The sequence below is a fragment of the Desulfobulbus oligotrophicus genome (assembly GCF_016446285.1).
Classification (GTDB): domain Bacteria; phylum Desulfobacterota; class Desulfobulbia; order Desulfobulbales; family Desulfobulbaceae; genus Desulfobulbus; species Desulfobulbus oligotrophicus.
The window spans coordinates 2,817,219-2,840,832 of record NZ_CP054140.1; the positions used below are offsets into that span (position 1 = coordinate 2,817,219).

Consider the following 23,614-nt stretch of genomic DNA (forward strand, 5'->3'; position numbering starts at 1 on the left):
GAATCGGTGTCGTACCGAATGGTAAACCGATTCTTTATGCAGTCGGTTCACAGGGATATCTGCAAGCGTCTAACAGTTCTTTGGCAGGAGCTCACCTGGCCAATCGGTTGACGAAACAGGACATGAGGTCCAGGCTCAGCTCGGGGAACTCAAGGTGCGGACTGTGACTGCAATCCTCTAAAAGCAGAGGCGTTGCCGGTCCTGCAGACATGTTGACAATGGCATCTACCTGTGCCGAAGTGCCGTACTGATCATCCCGTCCCTGCAGGACCAGCATTGGCACCTCAATTGCGGGCAGCACGTATTCGATGTTCCAGGATCTGAACCAGGGGCTTGTCCAGGTATCGGCCCAGGCCCGAAACATGGTCTCTGTTTTATCACCATGATGCCTGGCGAGCCCCCTCTTCAGTTCCCCTCGGGCAAAGGACAGCTCAGCCTGCTCAACACCGGTAATACTGGCAGGCTCAACAAAGACGTGGGCGGAAACAGTTACTGTGCCGAGGAGGCGAGGCCAGCGTTCCGCACTGAAAAGCAGACTGATGCTGCCGCCGTCCGAGTGGCCGATTAAAATAAAGTTCTGATCCGGAAGTACGGCATCAAGGACCAAGGGCAACTCATAAAGAGCGTACTCGTGCAGATAATGAATAGTCCGGGGCCGGGTAAGCTGTGATGATAAACCGTAACCGATACGGTCATAAACCATACCCGGACAACCGGTGTGCTGACAGAGCTGCTGCGGATAGTCCCGCCACTGTGTTATGGAGCCAAGTCCTTCATGGAGAAAAACAAGCCAGGGACGGTTGGTCTCACCGGCATACTGTTCATAATTAAGCTGCTGCCCTGTATCAAGTGTCAATAAAGCCATCAGGCAACCTCATCCGTTGTATCACGCCGCCACGTTCGCCATGCCCATACAGATAGAACGGCGAGCAGACCACCTCCCACATCCGCGGCCACATCTGAACCACTGACCTCCCGACCGGCAATGAACGACTGATGCCACTCGTCCGAGATCCCGTAAACAAGACAGAACATCAAAGTGGCACCACCGGCATAAACAGGATGATTGCTACGCCACTGAGGTGAGAGAGCCACATAAAAAGTAACCCCGAGAATCGTGTATACCAGGCAGTGAAGCAGTTTATCGATATTGACGACAGCAGGCAAAGTGAATGTGCCGCCGGGTTGATGGGAAAGATAAAAGATACCGCTCATAACCAACCCCACAGGCAGATACCGCAGCCGATTCAGCCACTGTCTCATACTCTTCATGCTGAGGTTTCTTCACCCTGCTCCACATGCATCTGTGCAAGCATTTCTTTTGGAAATCGTTTACGAAGCCGCCGAATAGCCGCATTGATCTGCTGTGCCGGACTGTTGACAAGCAATGTCTTCACCTTGTCAACATACGAAGTTACATACACCTCTCGATCATGAAGAGCAAAGGTATGACTGAAATTTATCTCTATGGTCTCGGGATTCTCATTGACCTGGACAGCCAGTCGCTCACCATTTTTGGCAATTTGCACGGCATCGGAATCGGTGATCTCAAATAACCAGGCATCCCCCTTATGATCAGCAAAAAACAGAAAAACACCGAGCTCAAGAAAAACCTCTTTTTTTTCCTCAGCCAGGGTCTGTACCTTTTCAATGGTCGCCAGCAACGAAACCTTCACCGGACTTGTCGGCTCAGCCACAGCACCTGCCTGCTGCGCCGACAGACAACAGTGCTTGTATTTTTTCCCGGAGCCGCACGGGCACGGTTGATTTCTACCGATTTTTCCCATTCTGTTTTCCTCGTAACCTGTTGAGCTGGGTCTTAACACCTTCTCATGACACGTACCCTATTACCTAAACCTTCGGTAGACTTCAAGAAAAACTACTCTTCCTGCCGGGCAGTACTGTGCGTCAAAAAACAGTACCAGGGAGCACTGCAGTTCACACCATGTCGGAAGATACACCGGAAAGAGCACCCGTCACCTCGCTGTACTGCAGCCAGACACGACGAAACTCCTCCTGGCTTGCAAGGAGGATATCCACGAGTCTGGGATCAAAATGTTTTCCGCGCTGTTCCCTGAAATAAGTCAGTACATCCTCCCAGCTCCACGCCTCGCGATAGATGCGTCGATTAGACAGGGCATCAAAGACATCGGCCACCGACACGATCCGGCTACTGATATGAATTTCGTCACCGTTCAGACCGCGTGGATATCCCCGGCCGTCCCAGCGTTCATGATGTTCGAGAATAATTCGGGCCGCAGTGCGAATAACCGGGCTTCCGGAATTTGTCAGCAGTTCATGGCCCTGACGCACATGAGCCTGAATGATCTGATATTCCTCCGGGGTAAGCGGGCCGGGTTTATTTAAAACAGCATCCGGGACACCAATTTTACCAAGGTCGTGCAGAGTTGAGGCAAGCTTGAACATCTCAGCCTCCTCCTCGCTGAGGCCGTATTTCAAAGCAAGCAAACGTACATATTCGGCCACCCTGCGGACATGGCTGCCTGTCTCATCTGAACGGCACTCCATGGCCTCTGCCATATGGTAGATGATCTCCTTCTGCGATTCTTCAATGCCTCTGTTAAGGAACAGGTTGTCAAAGGCCAGGGAGACATTGGTAAAAAACAACTCAAGCAAATCACGATCGTCTTCGTCCAGCTCCTTGGCAATCTCAAAATAAAGGAAATTTTCCGAGCCGGTCTGACTTTTAAAGTACCAGGCACACTTACCGCTCTCGCAATAAAAACCGTGGGGACAGGATCGGGCCTGATCAAGAGCACCCCGCATCAGGGCGATTTTCACCTCACCAATCGGCTGATCGACATATTGGCTGAACTTCCCGGTTGCCGCCAGTACCACCGATTGTCCCTGGATTTTTGAAACCGCCAATCCCGAGGAATGGCTATAAAGCGCATCCTCATGCAACTGAAGAATCGAGGTTAATTGATCTAAAACGCCGCTCCCTAATTTTTCTAAGGATTGACGTTCAAAAATATCCCCTGAAGCATCGATGATCTTTCTCAGCCCTTTACGATTATTTTCAAGGGTCACAATAAAGTTGTAACTTCGCAGCGCGGATATGACGGTGACCAGCATCCGCTCAAGGGTTAACTCTGTCTTTTCCCTGTAATCGTTGATGTCATACTCTAAGATGACTTTGGCCGGCGGTGCCTTACCTGGTTGACCGGTACGCAAAACTATCCGCACAGTATGATTGTTGAGTACCTCGCGAATATAGCGGACAAGCTGCAGACCGCTGTCATCGGTTTCCATCACCACATCCAGAAGAACAACGGCTATGTCATGGTGCCCGGCTAAGATCTGCCTGGCTTCCTGACCGCTGTAGGCATGGAGGAACTCAAACTTCTTGTTATGATACTCCATGTCTTTGATCATATAGGTGGTGACACTGTGAACATCGACCTCATCATCAACAATCAGAATCTTCCATCTGTCCTGGGGAATACTGCCGTCAGCCCGGCTTTCACCCGGTTCCGGAGCTTCATCTTTAAAGAGAAGGGCATCATCGTCGATCATCATAGACACTCCACGTCAAACAGGTATAGTCATCTGAAAGACTGTTCCCTGTCCTGGTCGGCTTTCACAGCCGATTTCTCCACCAAGGGTTCGCGTAACCAGGTTAAAAACAATGTGCAATCCCAGCCCGGTGGAGCCGTGTTGCCGTGAGGTTGTAAAGAAGGGTTCAAACACTCGATCCTGCACCTCTGCCGGCATCCCTTTCCCGTTGTCCGAGTAGCGCATCTCTAAAACATTCTCTTGACGTATGGCTTCAATCCGGATCTCACCGCTTTGATCTTCCGCAAAAGCATGGACAAGGCTGTTAATAATGAGATTGGTCAGAATTTGAGAAAAAGCACCGGGATAACTTTCAATCACCAGATCCGGGTCGCATTCGACAACAATCCGGTGGCTGGTCTTCTTCAGCTTTGGTCGTAAGCTGAGCAGAATTTCATCGATATATTCACGCAGGCGAAAAATCCGCCGATGTTCTGAGACCTGATCAACCGCCACCATCTTAAAACTGCGAATCAGATCTGAAGCACGGTTCAGATTAACCAGAATCATATCGACGCCTTCACGGGAATCTTCCAGAAACTGCGTTAAATCAGAGCGTCTTATTTCACCTTTCGAGAAACGTTCCGTTAAAGTTTTATTTTTCTCAACAAGGGTTGAACTCGCAGAAAGGGCGACTCCTACCGGGGTGTTGATTTCATGGGCAACACCGGCCACCAACTCGCCCAGGGCAGCCAGCTTTTCCGAGAGGACCAGTTGTTTCTGGGTTCGCTGTAAATGCTCCAATGTCTGCTGTACATCCTGGTTGGCCTGGGCCAGCTGCTCGGTACGCTGCATGACACGGTGCTCCAACTCTTCATTGAGACGAAGCAACTCTTCCTGTGCAACCGATCGTTCGTGCTCTTTTTCTTCCAGCTCCATCGCCATACTGTCAAAGGCATTGGCTAACCGGCCAAGTTCCCCCTCCTGAAAATCAATACCGGTACGACTGCTCAACTCACCGGATTTCAATCGATCCGTCGCCGCAATCAACTGGTTGAATCGACGTATCAGGGTTCGCTCTCCAACAACCCAGGCCGTCGCAAGTGCCAATGCTGCCGCCAGAATCAGCAGCACCAAATTACGAAGGACAACAAACCGAGCCTCACCCAGTGCCTGGTCAACCGGAATGCCAAGACGAATCATCAGATAAGGAAAGGATGCTCCTTGAAAATGAAGCCTCTTGAAACTGTACAGACGACGTACTCCATCCACGCCTACTTTTAAAAAGGTCCCCTCCTCTTCTTCACCGGACATGCGTTCCACCATCTGCGGTAAATCCGGTACCCAGGTATACTTCTCCGTTTCAGGGAATCTTGTCAGACGCATACCTTTGGCATCGGTCAGGGTGAAGATCGACTGCTCAGGCAAATGAGTGTCTGCAAAGAGACGACCGAAGTAATTCAAATCAAAGTCGGCAATCAGCATGCCCTTTGGCTGAAAATCATCGGCAAAAACCGGCTGCGCAAAATGAACAACAACCCGACGTTCATTTTTACGCAGAGTATAATTGCCGACAGTAAAAACTCCGGACTGCAGGGCTTCTTGGAAAACATCGGCGGGTTGGGAAGTTGTCGACAGATCGGCAGGGGCAACGGCAAGCACACGTCCGTTGATATCGATCAGGGTAAAAGAAACATAGACCGTGTGATTGGCCAGAATTTCTGCAAGAAGCGTCTGACAGGCGTCAACGTCGAGTCGACGGACGTCTGCCGACCGGGCAATCGCCATGAGCAGCAACCGGGCATTCTCAACCACCCTCTCATGGTGAGCAGCCATGGCCTGCACCTGGCGCAGAGCATAGTTCTCAGCATCCAGGACCACCCTGTTACGTAGCTCCCGCCCGCTGTACAGCAAAATTGCCAGTGATGGGAACACTGCCAACAGTACCAGAACAAGCAACGTTCTTCGGATGGAGCCGAAAATAAAAAGGCGCATACGATCATCTCGAAAACGAGAATGAGTCGATAATGTTCGGAAATCAGGAGAACATCATCATCTTACCCCACATTGATACAATAAAATTTATACTTTATATCAATTTATGTCAACAGAACTCCAGTTCAGCTCATGGGAAAAGCAACCGCATGCAAAGCAGAGGGCAGAAGAATACACGTGGGGGACAGACTTCGGGACAGAACAGTCCTGTTAATTAACCGGATGCAGAAGCGAGGTCTCCAGTTTGCCTGCTCGCACTGATACAAGCCAGTAAGATACGGGGATGGCGTGAATGGACGTTGTTAACTCCTCACTGACCCGGTGTGAATCTTCAATAAGATTATAAAAGGTCGAATCGATCCCAATAAATCCATCCAGCAGGTGGGTCAGTGTATGCAGCACTTTGGTTACATACCCCTGTTGCAGGTCAGGCAACTGCTCAAGGGAAGTGACCCCTTCCTCTTTAAGATGGGCAAGCATGCGTCGGGCAAAAGCGGCATTAGCGGCCAGTCCATGTGCGAGGGTTGGCTCAAAAAGCGGATGGGATCCGTTGTAGACCTCTTCAGGGTGGATAACAAACGTAGCATAGGAGATCAACTGATTGCCGGAAAGATACTGCTTCACATGACGTATAGCTCGGTCCTTGGATGCAGAGTGCACTAAAAAGTAGTGTGCAACAGGGTCGTCCATAAGTTTATCCAGTTCATAAATTTATCCGGTTCGGCTTATAAGGAAGTATCGACTGTGCTCTCTGCGGGGATACAGACAGCCCTGACATGATTCCGACAAGCTATGTCCTGGACACCGGCAAACCCCATGTCCATGTTCACATACCAGCTTTCATGATATCCGTGACGGTCACAGCTCCAGAGCCATTTCATTGTCTGCCCTGTGTTCTCCGCAGAAAAAAATGCCGCATAGCCGGCGTCTGACAGCATGCTCAACAACTCGTTGACAGTGGGAAGCCGCCAATTCTGATACCCCTGAAACCGTTGTTTGTTCAACATCTCCACATAGCTGCGGGCTTCGGCAAGGGAGAGTGGAAACCGGCTGCCATGCCGCTGCCACACCAGATCCGTTGCCCGATCCCACACGATCTCTGCACCTGTCTCCAGCACATTACACACTGATTCCACCGGTCGCATCAGGGGGGTCACCCCAAAATGTTTTTGAGCCTGGGACCTGCGTACATTCAAAGATGTACGACGTAAAACCTTGGGTTTATCCCCTGCCTGAGGCACTGGACACCAGCGCTCTGAAGCCGATGGCACCTTGGGGAGCTGCTCCAGGGCAACCAGCATCTCATCTGCGGATTGAAACCGCTCCTCCGGCTGCCAGCGCAACGCTTTAAGGAAAAAATCGTCCCAGGACTGATCATACTGGGCATTGACCATGGACAAACTTAAACTCTGCATGCCCGGGAGCTTACCGGTGAGCATCCGATACAACAGCACTGCCGTTGAATAGAGGTCAGCCCGTCCATCAACGGCGTTTGGGTTTTTGCGTTGTTCCGGAGGAGTATAATACGGAGAACCGATCTGCATATTGCTTGGGCCTGAAAACGATGTGCCGTTAACCAGGGCCATACCGAAATCGCAGATTTTTATTATATCTTCGTCGGTGACCAGGATATTTTGTGGCTTTATGTCACGATGAACAATGTTGTTGTAGTGGAGAAAACCAAGGCCAGCCAGGATCTGCCGGCCATAATGCAACACCTTGGATGCCTGAATTATCCGGGAATCCTCCTCAAGATGAAAAGACTCACCAATCATGTCCCCAAGATTGTTACAGATATAATCCATAACAAAAAAAGGCCGGCCTTGATCATCGTGGTCAAAGTCATGAACAGTGACGAGAAAAGGCTGGCTGAAGGTAGCCATGGTACGGGCTTCAAAGATGAAAATATCGCGTAACTGATCAACACCGAGGATGTCTTCCAACAGTTCGTTGGGATCAAGGATTTTGACGGCAACCACCTTATCAATAACCGGTACAATAGCCTTGTAGACCGACCCCATTCCTCCCTTGCCAAGACGGCGAACGACCTCGTATCGACCCACTTTCTTCATTGGCTCACCAAAAAAGACGTTTAGCGTTGCTGCCTGGAAACCCGCGTTCACCCAGGAGTTGCATGGTGGTCTGGACATCATAGACAACAGACCGTATTTCAATGGTTGCCGCTTCCTGATCCCAAAGCACGTACTTCGCATGCCAGCTAAACATATCGCGTGGTTGTCCGACACTTCCACAAAGTAACAGATGACGGACCTGTCTTGCGAGGTCAGAGTGACCGAGAGGCAACGGACAGCTTGTCACAGTGCTGTTATCCGACTGATGCCAACTGAGGTCGTGGGTATGACCAGCAAAACAAATCCGCTCCGAATAGGCGGCAAATACACGCTGCAAACGGGTTTCTGTGGGATTGTACAGGTAGACTGTCATGGATTCCGGTGGACAGCCATGAACAAAACGAGTGTCGTTCCAGACAAGAGAACTGGGCAATGAGGTCAACCAGGATAAAGATTGTGCACTCAGCAGCGATCTGGTCAGATGCAGCGAATCCCGAGCAGTTGCATGGAAGCGGACAGAATAACTGCGACTGGCCAATCCGAGTTCGTGATTGCCCATCACCGAACACACTTTGCTCCTGATCAACGCCTGAACCACCTCTTCAGGCTCTGGACCGTAGCCGATATTGTCGCCCAAAGAGAAAATCCGGTCAACGGACAACAGGGCAATATCGGCCAAGACAGCCTCCAAGGCCCGAAAATTACCGTGAATATCTGCAAGAATCGCCACCCTCATGGAAGATGTCTTTCTTTGCTTTGGTTGAGCAGGTACTGCTGGCGGATGTTGCCAAGAGCTGCAAATATATGCTCTTTTGCACCGGGAATCTGCTGATAAATCAATGAGGCCAAGTGCTGCATATCGCGGCGTTTGGTTTGCTCACGCAAAGGACAGAGAGAGCGAATCGGCGTCACACGCAACTGACGGCCGACCTCTTCAATCTCCACCTTGTCCAGATATGCCAATGGCCGGATAAGTGTCAAGCGTCCGGAAAAAAGGTTCTGTTTCGGAACCATGGTACTGATATTGCCGGCACAGGTGAGATTCAGCAGAAAAGTTTCGATAATATCGTCGCGATGATGGCCGAGGGCGATGGTATGATAACCGCATTCTCGTGCATAGACGAACATCTGCGTCCTTCTTGAACGGGCACATTGAAAACACAGATCATGGTACGTCTTTGTGGTCTCTGTCGGCAACAGATCGGGCTGCCAACGAGCCGGCAGGATATGCAGGGGCAAACCAAGTGCACTGATCGAGCGACGAAGCTTTTGTGCCATCGGTCCGGGGCCGTTGGCGTCGGCTTCCATATCAACATGCACAGCTGCAAGGTCGTAATGGATCGGCGCTTTTTTCCGCCACTCGACCAGCAGCCATGCCAGTACAAACGAATCGATTCCGCCGGAAACCGCCACCAGAACCCGGTCACCATCGGTCAGCATGCTGTAATCGTGCATTGCCCGACCGATACGTCGATTTACCCCCCGCGACAACAACACTGTCACGGTTGCCGGTTCACTACTTGTCGTCGAGGTAAGGACATTGGGAAAATTTTTCCTTAATACCGTCGCGGGCCAGGTCTTCAGCAGTCAACCAGACAAGCCCACGGCTCTGTGCTTTGGGCAGAGTGAGCAGATTTTCCATCACGGATTGCTGTTGTTCATCGAATCGACCATGACACAATACCCGTCCCTCACCCACCTCATAGAGCCTGTAGGCAAAGGTAACAGCAGCAGGCTGTCTCACACCATAATCGCCGCCGATCCGTTCAACATACCGACTAAGCGTGACCTCCAGCAGGGTGTTGCACTCCTGTTGAGCAGCGATGTCTCTCGCCTTCTCCAGGTCAGTGAAACCACCACCTTTGTGTTCAACCTGAAGAGGAGTGGTAATAAACCGAACCCCCGATTTATCTGCCAGGGCCTCTTTGATCAGGCCATCCATCACGACACTGGAATTTCGAAGCAACTCTTCTTCGGCAAGCGTCTGATTTTCATCAAACTCAATGACCGGCCGAACCGGAAGCACCGCAATACCTGATACGGCAAAGGTATCATCCAAAGAACTTTGAACAGGGCCTTTCACCTGCGTACATCCGGCGGCCATAACAAGACAGAGTGCCGCTGTTCCGACTTTTATTTGCTGTAAAAGTGCCACTTTTTATTCCTCCTGCTGAAGGGTGGAAAGTTGAAAAATTCGGCTAAGGTGTTTACACAACATGCAGGTCTTCAGTGTACTTATAGCATACCTTTTGAAGAGAGCTGTCCCGTAACCAGGGGATGAGGTGCGGCTGCAAGGGCGACTGCCCGCCCCAATGCTTTGAATATCGCCTCAAGAATATGGTGGCCGTTTTCACCATGCAGGAGATCAATGTGCAGTGTTATCCCTGCATGCAAGGAGAAAGCACGGAAAAATTCCTTGGCCAACGGTACATCAAAAGTCCCGATTTTCTGTTCAGAAATCTCGACCTGGTAATGGAGAAAAGGACGGTTGGAGAAGTCAAGGCAAACCCGTGCCAGCGCCTCGTCCATGGGGACATAGGCATGACCGTACCGACAGATACCGGCCTTGTTGCCCAAAGCTTGAGCAAAAGCCTGTCCCAGACAGATACCCACATCTTCAACAGTGTGATGGTCATCGACTTCCACATCACCCTGTGCGGATATTTTCAGATCAAAAAATCCGTGGACAGCCATGAGTACCAGCATATGATCCAAAAAGCCCACACCAGTGTTAACCGTGATTGCACCTGTCCCATCAAGAACAAAATCAAGCTGAATGCTGGTCTCCTTCGTTGTTCGGGCAAGCGAGGCTGTGCGTGGTGCGGTTGCAGTCATTATCAAAATTCCTGTAAAATAAATTGCTTCCTCTTTTTGAGGTGGGATGGGTGGCAGGTATTATCTGCAGATCAAACAGCACCTCACTGCGATCAGGCCACCTAAAGACTCTTGACAGTTGTCTACAGGGCTGAAAATCAGTAAAATACTGAACAAGTTAGCTTAGCATACTATTCTTCTTTTTCTTGATTGGCAACTGTTCTCCTCTCTCTCATCATGGTTTTTTTCATGAAGGGATCATGCCGATAAATTTACCTGCTGATGCTTTTTTTTATTGACACTTCTCAACAAAATCTATTAGAGTTGTACGTTATCGTGAACAATAAGCGGGAATAACTCAGTGGTAGAGTGCAACCTTGCCAAGGTTGAAGTCGCGAGTTCGAATCTCGTTTCCCGCTCCACAAAATTACCCAGGTTCGGACGCCTGTTCGAACCTTTTTTTTTCAAGCACGAGACACCCAGCATGAAAACCTATTACACGCCGATAGATGAAATCGAACGCAAATGGTACGTGACAAATGCCGATGGTAAAGTTCTTGGCCGCATGGCAGCGGAAATTGCTCGACTTTTGCGCGGCAAACATAAACCAACTTTCTGTAACTTTCAGGACAACGGTGATTTTGTCATCGTTATCAATGCAGAAAAAGTTCATCTCACGGGCAACAAGTTAGACAACAAACTCTATCATCACCACACTGGATACCCAGGAGGGCTTAACACCCGCTCTGCCCGCGAAGTATTAGCCAAACAACCGGAGGAAGTGATCCGGACGGCAGTGCGCGGTATGTTGCCCAAAAATAAACTTGGCCGTGCCCAGCTTAAAAAACTGAAAATATATGCTGGTTCAGATCATCCTCACCAGGCTCAACAACCGGAACAGTACGAGATTTGACAACGGAGTATTATACTATGAATCCCGAACAGACATACGCCACCGGCAGACGAAAAACCGCAATTGCACGGGTCTGGATCACCCCGGGAAGCGGTAAGGTCGCTGTTAACAAAATGGCCATGGACGAATATTTCGGCAACATCTTCTTTGAGCCAAAGATCGCAAAGCCTTTTACAGTCACAGAGACCGTTGATAAATATGATGTGCTGGCCACAGTTACCGGCGGCGGTAAGACTGCCCAGGTTGACGCACTGGTGCATGGCATTGCCCGTGCTTTGCAGGGACTTAACCCGGAACTGCACTTACCGCTGAAAAGAGCGGGGCTCCTGACAAGGGATCAGCGTGCAAAAGAACGTAAGAAATACGGTCTGCGCGGAGCCCGTGCCCGCTTCCAGTTCTCCAAGAGATAACTGGGCGGAGATACCAAGGATCGGTCACTGCATTTTCTTAAGCTTTTACACCTATCAGGGAATAACGGGTACGTTATTCCCTTTTTTTATGAACCTGCCCTAACACTTATCGCTTACAAGGAAGAGATATCATGGTGCGAGTTGGTATTGTTGGCGCCTCAGGGTATACCGGCGCCGAACTGGCCCGGCTGCTTGCAGGCCACGAAAAAGTCACAATCACTGCCGCCACCTCGCGACAATACGCAGGAAAGGCTCTGGCAGAGGTCTTTCCTAATCTGCGCAAACGAATTGATATTACCTGTGAAAATCTGACAACGGACGAGCTGGTTGAGCGCGCCGACTTCTTTTTCACAGCGGTACCACATAAAACCGCCATGGATGTTGTTCCTCAGCTGTTGGCTGCCGGTAAAAAAGTGGTCGATCTGAGCGCTGATTTTCGAATTCATGATTCAACAACCTACGAAGAGTGGTACCAGAAACATACCTGCCCCGAGCTGCTTGACCAGGCAGTCTACGGTCTTCCGGAACTCTATCGTGAGCAAATACGGCAAACACGGCTGACCGCGAACCCCGGTTGCTATCCGACCTCGGTAATTCTTGCCCTTGCACCTCTCCTGCGAGAAGAGATGATAGATCCGGCAACTCTTATTGTTGATTCAAAATCCGGAACTTCAGGGGCCGGCAGAGCTGCCAGTGTGGGAACCCTGTTCTGTGAAGTGGCCGACGGTTTCAAGCCGTACAAGGTGGGCGGAACCCATCGACACATCCCGGAGATAGAACAGGAACTGTCCATTGCTGCCGGCCAACCGGTCACTATTTCTTTCACCCCTCACCTGCTTCCGCTGTCACGTGGTATTCTCAGCACCATCTACGCTGCACTCACCGACAAGGGTAGAGAGACTGACCTGCAAGCTCTGTACGAACGGGTTTACAGAGAAGAACCTTTCGTACGGCTACTGCCGTCCGGAACGCCACCGGCAACACAGCACGTTCGAGGCTCCAACTACTGTGATCTTTCACTGCAGAAAGACCGACGAACCAATCGCTTAATCGTCATGTCCGCCATTGACAACATCGTCAAAGGTGCCTCCGGCCAGGCCATACAAAATATGAACCTCATGAATGGATTTCCCGAAACAGAAGGCCTGCTCGGTGCCCCGTTTTTCCCCTGATGCAACGGAATGTTCGTTTACTCATTGCCTACGATGGAAGTAATTACCATGGCTGGCAGCGGCAGCAACAGGGAGAAGCAACCATCCAGGCGACCCTGGAAGGTTCGCTGTCTCAAATCTGCAGCGCTCCCATAACGTTACACGGCGCAGGACGAACCGATGCCGGGGTTCACGCCCTCGGCATGATTGCCCATTTCCATACCGACTCCACCGCCCCTCTCGTTGCCTTTTATAAAGGACTCAACGCCCTGCTGCCGACTGACATCCGTGTCCTCAAGGCTGAAGAAGCCCGGTTGGATTTTCACAGCCGTTTCAGCGCCTGTGCTAAAACATACCGGTACGATTTCTTCACCGGCGCAGTGCAAATCCCTGCAACCCGTCTGTACCAGGCCCATTACCCTGGAAAATTCAATCCCCGGCTCCTGCAAACCGCCTTCGGCCATCTCCTTGGTACCCATGATTTTTCCAGCTTTGAACGTTCGGGTTCCCGAGACAAAGAAGTTGTTACCGGGCGCGGTGCAGTTCGGACTCTTTTTCACGTCAGTTGCACCCCAACGCTTGGAACAGCTGATCAATGGTCACTTCGTTTCACCGGCGATGGTTTTCTCAGACAAATGGTCCGTATTCTTGCAGGGACTTTGATAAGTATAGGTCAAGAAAAAAGAAGGGCTGACGCAATACAGGCCATTATAACAGCACAAACCCGAACTGCTGCCGGCCCGACCGCTCCGGCCTGTGGACTCTTTCTTGAACAGATTCATTATCCTCAACCCTGTCTTTGTTCCCGCTCCTGATCGATGTTTATTGCCGCCCATCCCCTTATTCTTGCCTCAGGCTCTCCACGAAGAAAGGATTTACTCCGCCAGGCAGGCCTTACATTTCAAATTTTACCAGCCACAGTTGATGAGTTACCTCATCCTTCTGAACGACCGAAGGACTTTGCTGAACGGATGGCAACAGAAAAAACACTCCAGATTGCTGCCATACACCCAGAAGCTTGTGTTCTCGGGGCTGATACTGTGGTCACACTTGACCGGCGTATTTTAGGCAAACCCCGGGATAAGACCCATGCCCTGGCAATGTTAAAGAACCTCCAGGGACAAACCCACACTGTTATCACCGGCTTTACCCTGATGATGAAAAATCATGCAATGTTCGAGGCAGGCACAGTGGCCACGGCTGTAACTTTTGGAACTTTTACCGAGCCCATACTCGAATCCTATGTGCAAACAGGGGAACCGATGGACAAAGCAGGGGCCTACGCTATCCAGGGTGCGGGTGGTTTTCTCATCCATAAGATCTGCGGGTCATACAGTAATGTGGTGGGGTTACCCATGCTGCCCATTATCCAGATCCTTCTCAAATGGAACTGTATTCATCCCGATCAAAGCCCGTCACACCCCTGATTCCAGCAGACCGGGATCAGACTTCGCTGGTATCGTCAAAACAGCTGAACAATTTCACCATCCAACCCGATCGACCTAACCTCTGTTCTTTCCCCTCCGCAACAGAGACAGACCAAACAGGTCGTCTGAGCACGGCATTTCTGCCACCTTCTCGAAAATGACGCATTACCCCTGGAAGCAGGCTGGACTTCCATCTCTTTCTTACTCTAAAAAAACAGCCTTACTCAGACAACACTTCACTTGTAACAACAGACTCTGGTGATGCATGGAGCATCTGAAGAGTCGCAGAATGACAACAGAATTCTGTGGTATTCAATTATCAAAACGCGTTACTCTGAAAAAATACCATGACCGTAGAATCTGATGCAGCAAAAAAAAATTGAATGCAGTTAAACGTTGTGCTCAGGCCCCAAGTATCGTTTCCTGCCAAACTGCCGGGCATGAAAGAACGGTATACAGGATCGTTGTTCACCATATCCATAGAACTTCTGCACATAAAAAAATTAGTCTATCCGGGATAACGTAAAAATATGATACACTGTTTTTGACAACATCTACGAGAGAAGTAAACGATGGTATGGTTACAGAAGAGCCCGGATGATCGAATGTGTCATCAACCCGATTTCTGCGGCGGGGAGTCATTGAGACACAACCTGTCGATGCATGCTCATTGCCGTCTTCTAAAAAGTTGCAGAAAAACGGTCCCGAGAGTTTATTGGTGATGGATGATTCGTAAAAATATTACACAAACCAAGTACCCCGGGATCGGATCAACACTGAAGAACCGGCTTTTAACCATCAAACATTGAGCATCCGGTTGCTGCATGCTTACCGGCCGGCACCAGGCATCGGCTCGCCTGTTGCAGAGACCAAACTGTACCTGCTTGTGATACTGACGGTCACCTTCCGGTCTTCATGGACAGGATATCATAGGCGAGGAACGGCAAAACCACCTGGCCCGACGCCATACACCAGATGCTTTATTCTGTACAGTCAACCTGTATTCCGGAAGAGCTCTGATCCGACTTTTCAGGTGGATGTCAACTCAGGCCATTGTTTTCCTGCTGCTTTACTGCGGAAAAGTGTGTGAAAAACTATGATGGATACTGCAGCATTTATAGGTTAAATAAGTGCAGTTTTCTTTATTTTTAAGAAAAAACAGCATTGACAAATAATCATCAACATTTTCCACATTTATTAAAAAATTTTTCCTCCGTCTTTTGGGCCTCTACCAATCAGCAAACCATTAAACGATTATACGCGATGTTATCGCCAGAGAAACTATGCCTTATCTTCTGAACAAATATTATCCGGCTCGTAAGTTGATTTTTTTCTTAGGCGAAGGGTTTCTTATTTTTTCAAGTGTACTCGGTGTCCTTCTTCTCATTTCAGGATGGAAGCTGTTTTTCGCTGTCCCATCTGAATTTCTACCGAGAGCTCTTATTGTAACGATCGTCTTTCAACTGACTTTGTACTTTTTTGATCTGTATGACTTCAGAAAAACCGGACCGACCGGCGAAACCTTTATGCGTATGATGCAGGCTTTCGGGGCTGGTTGTATAGTCTTAGCTTTTCTCTACTTTGTATTTCCATTCATTATTATCTCTACATCTACATTTTTTGGTTGTTATATTCTTATCTGCATAACTCTTTTATTGTGGAGATCACTCTATTATTTTATTCTTCAGAAAAAATTGTTAGCACAAGACATTATCATTATCGGCACCGGAGAAATGGCTGCCAGAATTGTCCTTGAAATTCTTGAGAACAAGGAGTCCGGCTTCATCATTGCAGCAATTATCGGCAACAACCCTCCAGTTTTTGATCATCAGAATATTCCTGTCTTTCATACCTTCAGTGACCTGAACAGTAACCCGGTCCTTTCAGAAATCGATCATATTGTTGTCGCTCTTGATGACCGCCGGGGAGTCATGCCGACCACCGATCTCCTCGAAAAAAAATTACAGGGGAAACTCATTGAAGATGGGATATCCTTTTACGAGACCATCACCGGTAAAATTCTCATCGAAAAAGTAAATCCTGCCTGGCTCATTTTCTCCGAAGGGTTTGACTACGGCCGCCTGGCCTATCTTTCCAAACGCATCTTAGATCTTTTTCTTGCATTCATCGGGCTTGTGTTGAGCCTGCCGATATCTATAGTGACAGCCATTCTCATCCGACTTGAATCACCAGGTCCTGTTCTCTACAGGCAGGAACGGGTAGGAGAACGTGGCAAATCATTTTACATCTTAAAGTTCCGGTCAATGCGCCAAGATGCTGAAAAAAATGGTGCTGTCTGGGCAGCAACAAACGATAGCCGTGTCACTCGCGTCGGTCGCTTCATCCGGAAAGTTCGCATTGATGAAATCCCACAGATGTGGAATGTTGTTCTCGGCCAGATGAGCTTTGTCGGTCCCCGGCCTGAACGACCTGTCTTTGTCAATCAATTGGTCCAGAAACTGCCGTATTACTCATTACGTCACGCCACTAAGCCAGGCATCACCGGGTGGGCGCAGGTATGTTATCCTTATGGAGCATCTGAAGAAGACGCCCTGCGCAAGCTCGAATATGATCTGTATTATATTAAACATCAGTCTTTTTTTATTGATCTTTTGATTGTCTTCCGCACCGTTAAAACGGTTCTTTTTCAAAAAGGCGCTCGATGACCCCCACTCTACCATGACTTTCTCATCTCCTTCCTCTGCCACCGATCGCCACAGTCTGCTCCTGGACTTCTCTGTCCGTTTGTATACGGCCCTCAGAACAATGCGGCTTTATCCAAGCACCAACCCGCAGGTCCAGCGGAGCAATGACTTTTTCTTTAAGACATTCAGTGCACTCCTGACGCATCAGACAACAGAAAGATCAGTCACCATTGCCTGTTCAGACGGCAGGCTGCTTATCTGCGGAGAACATCTCACAGACAAAGACCACGCTCGCCCGCAGATCCAGGGTCTGATCACCCTTTTTAACCGGTTGCAGATTCATTCACTCACCTTCCATGAAGCGTTCACCACCAGAGAATGCAGCTTCTTTGTTGAACTTCTTTCTTCATTCTTAGCGGAAAAAGAGGCGAGCAGATCTATAGCCTCATTGTTATCCGAAGCGGATATTACCTCTGTCACCGTTGATACCATGAAGTATGTTGTCCTCCGTGAAGGCGAACAGGTCGTTAACGAGGAACTGATCGGATCCGGACTTGATATCAGCGACGAAGAGTTGACCAATTTTATCCTTGAGCATGGTGCTCAGGAAATGATCCCGGGTGTTTCGTCGACATTGGTTGATCAACTCATCGGTCAACTGTCGGCTACAGGGACTATTTCAGACGAACAGTCCGAAGATATCAACAAAACAGTCATCGATCTTTTACAACAACTGAGTCAGGAACCCGGAGCTGCTGCACATGACCAGAAAATAGCCGGTATCGCAAACCACCTGGCAGGCCTTGATCCTTCAGTGCTCGCACAACTTGTTGCTCATCTGCCAATCACAGCGGATACCGACAGTGTTTTAAGTACGATCTTCAACCGCATTCCACCTGAACATCTTCATTCCTTACTTTCAAATCTCACCCTGCAGCACATCTTGTCACCCCAGGGAGATGTGCGGCAGCATCCCATGACTGCTGACAATGCACTCTCCTGGATTACACACCTGGAACAGACAGGTCCGCCTGATGTCAGCAAGGCCATTGCCCAGAACATCGATGCACGACAGCTGCTGCTTAACCCGGACACACCGATCAGCCAGCTGCCCGAACACCTGCTCCAACGCCTCAGACAGCCGGAGTGGTCGGCACCGGTTATCACGGCCGCAGCCAGACAGGTCAGTGATCCGCAGGCCCACACAGAAGGCCAGACTGATTTTGCCGCCTTTAACCGCATGCTTGCCCACTACGAACAGCTGCTGAGCAAGGAGCAGCAGACCCGGGTTGCCCGGCAGGCTGGAGCTGAACTGGCCTCCATGGAAGGCATTGCACTGGGCAATATCCTGGCCCAGCGGTTCAAGGGACTCTTTGGCGAGCAGCTCTACTCCCAGGTCCTCAACCAGGTGTCAGACCAGCTGCTGGACGAGACCATTGAACACCTCACCCCCAAGCAGCTCAACCGCATGGTTGCCACCCTGATCAGCGACATCCCGCTGCAGATCGGTAAAGACAAGGATCCCGGCTTCAAGCCTGTTGATGATATCCTGTTCAAGCGGCTGGCACAGACCAGGCGGGGACCGGAGCTCAGCAAGGCCATTGCCCAGAACATCGATGCACGACAGCTGCTGCTTAACCCGGACACCCCGATCAGCCAGCTGCCCGAACACCTGCTCCAACGCCTCAGACAGCCGGAGTGGTCGGCACCGGTTATCACGGCCGCAGCCAGACAGGTCAGTGATCCGCAGGCCCACACAGAAGGCCAGACTGATTTTGCCGCCTTTAACCGCATGCTTGCCCACTACGAACAGCTGCTGAGCAAGGAGCAGCAGACCCGGGTTGCCCGGCAGGCCGGAGCTGAACTGGCCTCCATGGAAGGCATTGCACTGGGCAATATCCTGGCCCAGCGGTTCAAGGGACTCTTTGGCGAGCAGCTCTACTCCCAGGTCCTCAACCAGGTGTCAGACCAGCTGCTGGACGAGACCATTGAACACCTCACCCCCAAGCAGCTCAACCGCATGGTTGCCACCCTGATCAGCGACATCCCGCTGCAGATCGGTAAAGACAAGGATCCCGGCTTCAAGCCTGTTGATGATATCCTGTTCAAGCGGCTGGCACAGACCAGGCGGGGACCGGAGCTCAGCAAGGCCATTGCCCAGAACATCGATGCACGACAGCTGCTGCTTAACCCGGACACCCCGATCAGCCAGCTGCCCGAACACCTGCTCCAACGCCTCAGACAGCCGGAGTGGTCGGCACCGGTTATCACGGCCGCAGCCAGACAGGTCAGTGATCCGCAGGCCCACACAGAAGGCCAGACTGATTTTGCCGCCTTTAACCGCATGCTTGCCCACTACGAACAGCTGCTGAGCAAGGAGCAGCAGACCCGGGTTGCCCGGCAGGCCGGAGCTGAACTGGCCTCCATGGAAGGCATTGCACTGGGCAATATCCTGGCCCAGCGGTTCAAGGGACTCTTTGGCGAGCAGCTCTACTCCCAGGTCCTCAACCAGGTGTCAGACCAGCTGCTGGACGAGACCATTGAACACCTCACCCCAAAGCAGCTCAACCGCATGGTTGCCACCCTGATCAGCGACATCCCGCTGCAGATCGGTAAAGACAAGGATCCCGGCTTCAAGCCTGTTGATGATATCCTGTTCAAGCGGCTGGCACAGACCAGGCGGGGACCGGAGCTCAGCAAGGCCATTGCCCAGAACATCGATGCACGACAGCTGCTGCTTAACCCGGACACACCGATCAGCCAGCTGCCCGAACACCTGCTCCAACGCCTCAGACAGCCGGAGTGGTCGGCACCGGTTATCACGGCCGCAGCCAGACAGGTCAGTGATCCGCAGGCCCACACAGAAGGCCAGACTGATTTTGCCGCCTTTAACCGCATGCTTGCCCACTACGAACAGCTGCTGAGCAAGGAGCAGCAGACCCGGGTTGCCCGGCAGGCCGGAGCTGAACTGGCCTCCATGGAAGGCATTGCACTGGGCAATATCCTGGCCCAGCGGTTCAAGGGACTCTTTGGCGAGCAGCTCTACTCCCAGGTCCTCAACCAGGTGTCAGACCAGCTGCTGGACGAGACCATTGAACACCTCACCCCAAAGCAGCTCAACCGCATGGTTGCCACCCTGATCAGCGACATCCCGCTGCAGATCGGTAAAGACAAGGATCCCGGCTTCAAGCCTGTTGATGATATCCTGTTCAAGCGGCTGGCACAGACCAGGCGGGGACCGGAGCTCAGCAAGGCCATTGCCCAGAACATCGATGCACGACAGCTGCTGCTTAACCCGGACACACCGATCAGCCAGCTGCCCGAACACCTGCTCCAACGCCTCAGACAGCCGGAGTGGTCGGCACCGGTTATCACGGCCGCAGCCAGACAGGTCAGTGATCCGCAGGCCCACACAGAAGGCCAGACTGATTTTGCCGCCTTTAACCGCATGCTTGCCCACTACGAACAGCTGCTGAGCAAGGAGCAGCAGACCCGGGTTGCCCGGCAGGCCGGAGCTGAACTGGCCTCCATGGAAGGCATTGCACTGGGCAATATCCTGGCCCAGCGGTTCAAGGGACTCTTTGGCGAGCAGCTCTACTCCCAGGTCCTCAACCAGGTGTCAGACCAGCTGCTGGACGAGACCATTGAACACCTCACCCCAAAGCAGCTCAACCGCATGGTTGCCACCCTGATCAGCGACATCCCGCTGCAGATCGGTAAAGACAAGGATCCCGGCTTCAAGCCTGTTGATGATATCCTGTTCAAGCGGCTGGCACAGACCAGGCGGGGACCGGAGCTCAGCAAGGCCATTGCCCAGAACATCGATGCACGACAGCTGCTGCTTAACCCGGACACACCGATCAGCCAGCTGCCCGAACACCTGCTCCAACGCCTCAGACAGCCGGAGTGGTCGGCACCGGTTATCACGGCCGCAGCCAGACAGGTCAGTGATCTTGCAGAAACAACCACTTCCAATGACGCATTAGCCACTTTTGAGCAGCTCCTCACTCGTTGCGACTCTCTGTTCGACCCTGCACAACAAGTCCTCATTGCCTCGCAAGTTGCCTCACAACTGATTACTCTCGATGAAAAAAGTCTCGGCCGGCTTTTGGTGCATAAATATAAAAGCCTTTTTGGCGACCAGTTGTATCGTCAGGTCATCAGCCGGTTATCGGAAGATAAACTGGAAAAACTGATAACACACATCAAGACACTTGCCGAAAGTTCCGGCAGCGAACAGGGTGATCTCAAGGACACGGAGGTGGAAAAAACCTTTCAAAAACTTCAACAAACAGCTCGTAAAGAGAAGATGCGAAGTTTGGTTGCCCTGTACCAGGCCAAGAAAAAAGCAACCGAGGAAAAACGCCAAACTACTGTACAGACAGGTTTACATTCCCTTCTCCAGGGCGACCTCAGGGCTCTCAATAAAAAGGCACTCCTGGAAGCGCTGCCAACAATCATTCATGACCTGCTCAACAGCAACGAAGAGAAGAAAGCTGACGACCTGCTCATGCAGCTGGCCATCGGTACACAAAATCCTGAACCGTCAATCAGCCGGAACGCCTTCACCGCACTGGCAGCCGTCAGTGAGCAGTTCGTCAACATGGGCCAATGGGAGCGATTAAAAAGGTTGTTACCGGCCTTACAGCGCGGGTTACAAACAGGAGGCATCAGCGAACAGGCCGCAGAGCAGGTTACCGTCGCCATTGGTGCCCTGACCAAACAGTATCTGACAGAAAAACGATATACCCAGGCAGCGGAGACAGCACAGATCCTTCGCTCGCTTACCGCACACACAGCAACCGACGATCCTGTTGATCCCTCTGTTCGCCAACACGCGGCAGCAGCACTCAAAAAACTGAGTACTGTACCGACACTGGAACATCTGCTCGAGCTGTATCTCCACTCTGAAACTCATCAGGAGGCTGCAGCGCGATTGCTTGGTGAACTGGGAACCGAATCAGCAGAGTACCAATTACAGCAGCTGATGGACAGCGACAGTCGGTTTGAACGGAAAAGGTTGTTGAGTCTGATCAAACAAACAGGAAACCCGGCCTTATCCATTCTACTGGAGCAGCTGCAGAAAGATCCTCCATGGTTTGTGGTCCGCAACATTATTCGCTTACTTGGAGATATCGGTACCCCCGAGCTCTTTACCACTATTCAACCGTTTATCCATCATTCAGACGTTCGTGTCCAGGAAGAGGTCCTCAACGCGTCAGTAAAAATCGGCAACGAAGATCTTAAAGATTTTCTGCTCCAGACCCTTCAGACAGCGGACAACACCTTAAAGCCTAAAGTGGTTCAGCTCATTGCCACGCACCATGACGAGCGATTTGTTCGACCATTAACCGAACTGCTGGAAAGCACGAAATCCTTTGCAGGTAAAGGTGAACATGATCTGCAACTGGCTATCTGTCGAACGCTGGGGAACATCGGTTCAAGACGTGCAGGAGCTTCGCTGACACGGGTGGCGGAAAGTAAAACCATGCTTGGAATCGCTGGTTACAGTGATGAGGTTCGCCAGGCAGCTGTAACCGCCCTGAAACAGATACGAAAGGCAACTGAGCAACGGTCGCTGGAAGAATCTGCAGCCATCGACAGAGGGCCTTCTAAAGAGACAACACCGCCATCATCCCTTCCTGCCGCTGAGACGGTGACGGAACAGGAAGCCGCCATTTTTCAGCTTGCTGATGAAGGCAAACGAGAATCAGCCATACAACAGCTAGTCGATCTTATTAGTGCTACTGCCCAAGCCGGAGATTTTAAAACCGCTGAACGACTCAGAGAACGTATCTATGAAATAGACGGCATGGCACTCGGCCCTATTATACGCACTGGTGAACTTATTGAGCAGGCAAAGATGGGTACAATCAAAGAAGAAGACAAGGAGATATGGGCAACCTTACGAAAGCATCTTACAGCCCAGGAATTTCAGACAATCTACCATGAACTCAATGAACAGCAGTATAAACCGGAAGATACGATCGTCAGCCAGGGTGACAAAAACGATGCCCTCTTTTTCATCACCCAGGGCAGCGTCAAAGTCTCTCATCGTGTTGGGACACGGGAGTTATTTATAACTACGTTGAACCGTGGAGAGATGGTCGGAGAAAACTTCTTTACACCATCTGTCTGGACCGCAACCCTGACTTCATTGACACCATCAAGAGTACACGTTTTACCTCAAGCCGCATTAGCTGCGTGGCAAGAGCAGTTTCCAGGTTTGCGTGGCAAACTGCACACCTACTACCTTGCCAATAACACCATACGTACAACGCTGGAGAAAAAAGGGCTGGAGCGGCGAACCGATCATCGTTACTCTCTTTCACGTAAAATCCAGGTTCAGCCGATCAACAACCTGGAAAAACCTATCGGCCGTGGATTTCGTGCCGAAACCATCGACATTTCGCTGGGTGGTCTGGCCTTTCTGATCCGGATATCCCGTCAGGAAAATGCACGGCTTTTACTCGGCAGAAAAATGCAGATCGTTCTTCCGGTTGGCGGTAAAATCCAATTCATGCATTTAAAAGGCCTGGTCATCGGTATTCAGCCGTTTCAGGTTTTAGAAAACGACTTTTCCGTTCATTTCAAATTCGACCAACCTCTTGCATCACAGGCATTGCAGAACATTTTAGGATAACTCGTGCATTACCGTATTTCTCTCCTGC

General features: G+C 50.8%; 18 protein-coding genes and 1 tRNA gene. 8 read left to right on the plus strand and 11 right to left on the minus strand.

The window, feature by feature from the left end:
• Positions 1 to 91: 91 nt before the first annotated feature.
• The 11 genes from HP555_RS12850 to hisB all read right to left on the minus strand — a co-directional run bounded on the left by HP555_RS12850 (position 92) and on the right by hisB (position 10,418).
• Complete coding sequence (locus HP555_RS12850) at positions 92 to 865, minus strand: alpha/beta fold hydrolase (RefSeq protein WP_199262973.1); 774 nt, start codon at positions 863 to 865, stop codon at positions 92 to 94.
• The gene (locus tag HP555_RS12855; RefSeq protein WP_199262974.1) at positions 865 to 1,272 is read right to left on the minus strand and encodes a VanZ family protein; all 408 of its coding nucleotides are present in this window, start codon (positions 1,270 to 1,272) and stop codon (positions 865 to 867) included. Before HP555_RS12855 ends, HP555_RS12850 begins: the two co-directional genes overlap by 1 nt.
• The gene (locus HP555_RS12860) at positions 1,269 to 1,787 is read right to left on the minus strand and encodes a YecA family protein (protein WP_199262975.1); all 519 of its coding nucleotides are present in this window, start codon (positions 1,785 to 1,787) and stop codon (positions 1,269 to 1,271) included. The genes HP555_RS12855 and HP555_RS12860 overlap by 4 nt, the downstream gene beginning before the upstream one ends.
• 151 nt (positions 1,788 to 1,938) lie before the next feature.
• A complete protein-coding gene (locus tag HP555_RS12865; RefSeq protein ID WP_233249187.1) occupies positions 1,939 to 3,540 on the minus strand; it encodes a DUF3369 domain-containing protein in 1,602 nt (533 codons plus the stop codon).
• A 12-nt stretch (positions 3,541 to 3,552) separates the two neighbouring features.
• Positions 3,553 to 5,511 (minus strand): ATP-binding protein, encoded by a 1,959-nt coding sequence (locus tag HP555_RS12870; RefSeq protein WP_199262976.1) that lies wholly within the window; start codon positions 5,509 to 5,511, stop codon positions 3,553 to 3,555.
• 210 nt (positions 5,512 to 5,721) lie between these two features.
• On the minus strand, positions 5,722 to 6,201 hold the full coding sequence (locus tag HP555_RS12875) for a hypothetical protein (protein ID WP_199262977.1): 480 nt from the start codon (positions 6,199 to 6,201) through the stop codon (positions 5,722 to 5,724).
• Between the two features lie 35 nt (positions 6,202 to 6,236).
• Complete coding sequence (locus tag HP555_RS12880; RefSeq protein ID WP_199262978.1) at positions 6,237 to 7,583, minus strand: protein kinase domain-containing protein; 1,347 nt, start codon at positions 7,581 to 7,583, stop codon at positions 6,237 to 6,239.
• A 4-nt stretch (positions 7,584 to 7,587) separates the two neighbouring features.
• On the minus strand, positions 7,588 to 8,319 hold the full coding sequence (locus HP555_RS12885; protein ID WP_199262979.1) for a metallophosphoesterase family protein: 732 nt from the start codon (positions 8,317 to 8,319) through the stop codon (positions 7,588 to 7,590).
• Complete coding sequence (locus HP555_RS12890; RefSeq protein WP_233249188.1) at positions 8,316 to 9,038, minus strand: tRNA lysidine(34) synthetase; 723 nt, start codon at positions 9,036 to 9,038, stop codon at positions 8,316 to 8,318. The genes HP555_RS12885 and HP555_RS12890 overlap by 4 nt, the downstream gene beginning before the upstream one ends.
• Before the next feature lie 61 nt (positions 9,039 to 9,099).
• On the minus strand, positions 9,100 to 9,738 hold the full coding sequence (locus HP555_RS12895) for a hypothetical protein (RefSeq protein WP_199262980.1): 639 nt from the start codon (positions 9,736 to 9,738) through the stop codon (positions 9,100 to 9,102).
• 80 nt (positions 9,739 to 9,818) lie between these two features.
• Positions 9,819 to 10,418: an imidazoleglycerol-phosphate dehydratase HisB gene (gene hisB / locus HP555_RS12900; protein ID WP_199262981.1), complete on the minus strand. Its 600-nt coding sequence runs from the start codon at positions 10,416 to 10,418 to the stop codon at positions 9,819 to 9,821.
• A gap of 326 nt (positions 10,419 to 10,744) precedes the next feature.
• Between hisB and HP555_RS12905 the strand changes: the two genes are divergently transcribed.
• The 8 genes from HP555_RS12905 (at position 10,745) to HP555_RS12940 (ending at position 23,586) form a co-directional block, all read left to right on the plus strand.
• Positions 10,745 to 10,819 (plus strand) — tRNA-Gly (locus tag HP555_RS12905).
• Positions 10,820 to 10,881: 62 nt separating this feature from the next.
• Complete coding sequence (rplM, locus tag HP555_RS12910) at positions 10,882 to 11,310, plus strand: 50S ribosomal protein L13 (protein WP_199262982.1); 429 nt, start codon at positions 10,882 to 10,884, stop codon at positions 11,308 to 11,310.
• Positions 11,311 to 11,327: 17 nt separating this feature from the next.
• Positions 11,328 to 11,720 (plus strand): 30S ribosomal protein S9, encoded by a 393-nt coding sequence (gene rpsI, locus HP555_RS12915; RefSeq protein ID WP_199262983.1) that lies wholly within the window; start codon positions 11,328 to 11,330, stop codon positions 11,718 to 11,720.
• Positions 11,721 to 11,851: 131 nt separating this feature from the next.
• The gene (argC, locus tag HP555_RS12920; RefSeq protein WP_199262984.1) at positions 11,852 to 12,892 is read left to right on the plus strand and encodes an N-acetyl-gamma-glutamyl-phosphate reductase; all 1,041 of its coding nucleotides are present in this window, start codon (positions 11,852 to 11,854) and stop codon (positions 12,890 to 12,892) included.
• Positions 12,892 to 13,686, plus strand: a complete 795-nt coding sequence (gene truA / locus HP555_RS12925) for a tRNA pseudouridine(38-40) synthase TruA (RefSeq protein ID WP_199262985.1) — start codon at positions 12,892 to 12,894, stop codon at positions 13,684 to 13,686. The genes argC and truA overlap by 1 nt, the downstream gene beginning before the upstream one ends.
• Positions 13,687 to 13,689: 3 nt before the next feature.
• Entirely contained in the window at positions 13,690 to 14,298 is a 609-nt protein-coding gene (locus tag HP555_RS12930) for a Maf family protein (protein ID WP_199262986.1), read from the plus strand.
• Between the two features lie 1,283 nt (positions 14,299 to 15,581).
• Complete coding sequence (locus HP555_RS12935) at positions 15,582 to 16,964, plus strand: TIGR03013 family XrtA/PEP-CTERM system glycosyltransferase (RefSeq protein ID WP_199262987.1); 1,383 nt, start codon at positions 15,582 to 15,584, stop codon at positions 16,962 to 16,964.
• Between the two features lie 100 nt (positions 16,965 to 17,064).
• Entirely contained in the window at positions 17,065 to 23,586 is a 6,522-nt protein-coding gene (locus HP555_RS12940) for a HEAT repeat domain-containing protein (protein ID WP_233249189.1), read from the plus strand.
• The last annotated feature ends 28 nt before the right edge of the window (positions 23,587 to 23,614 follow it).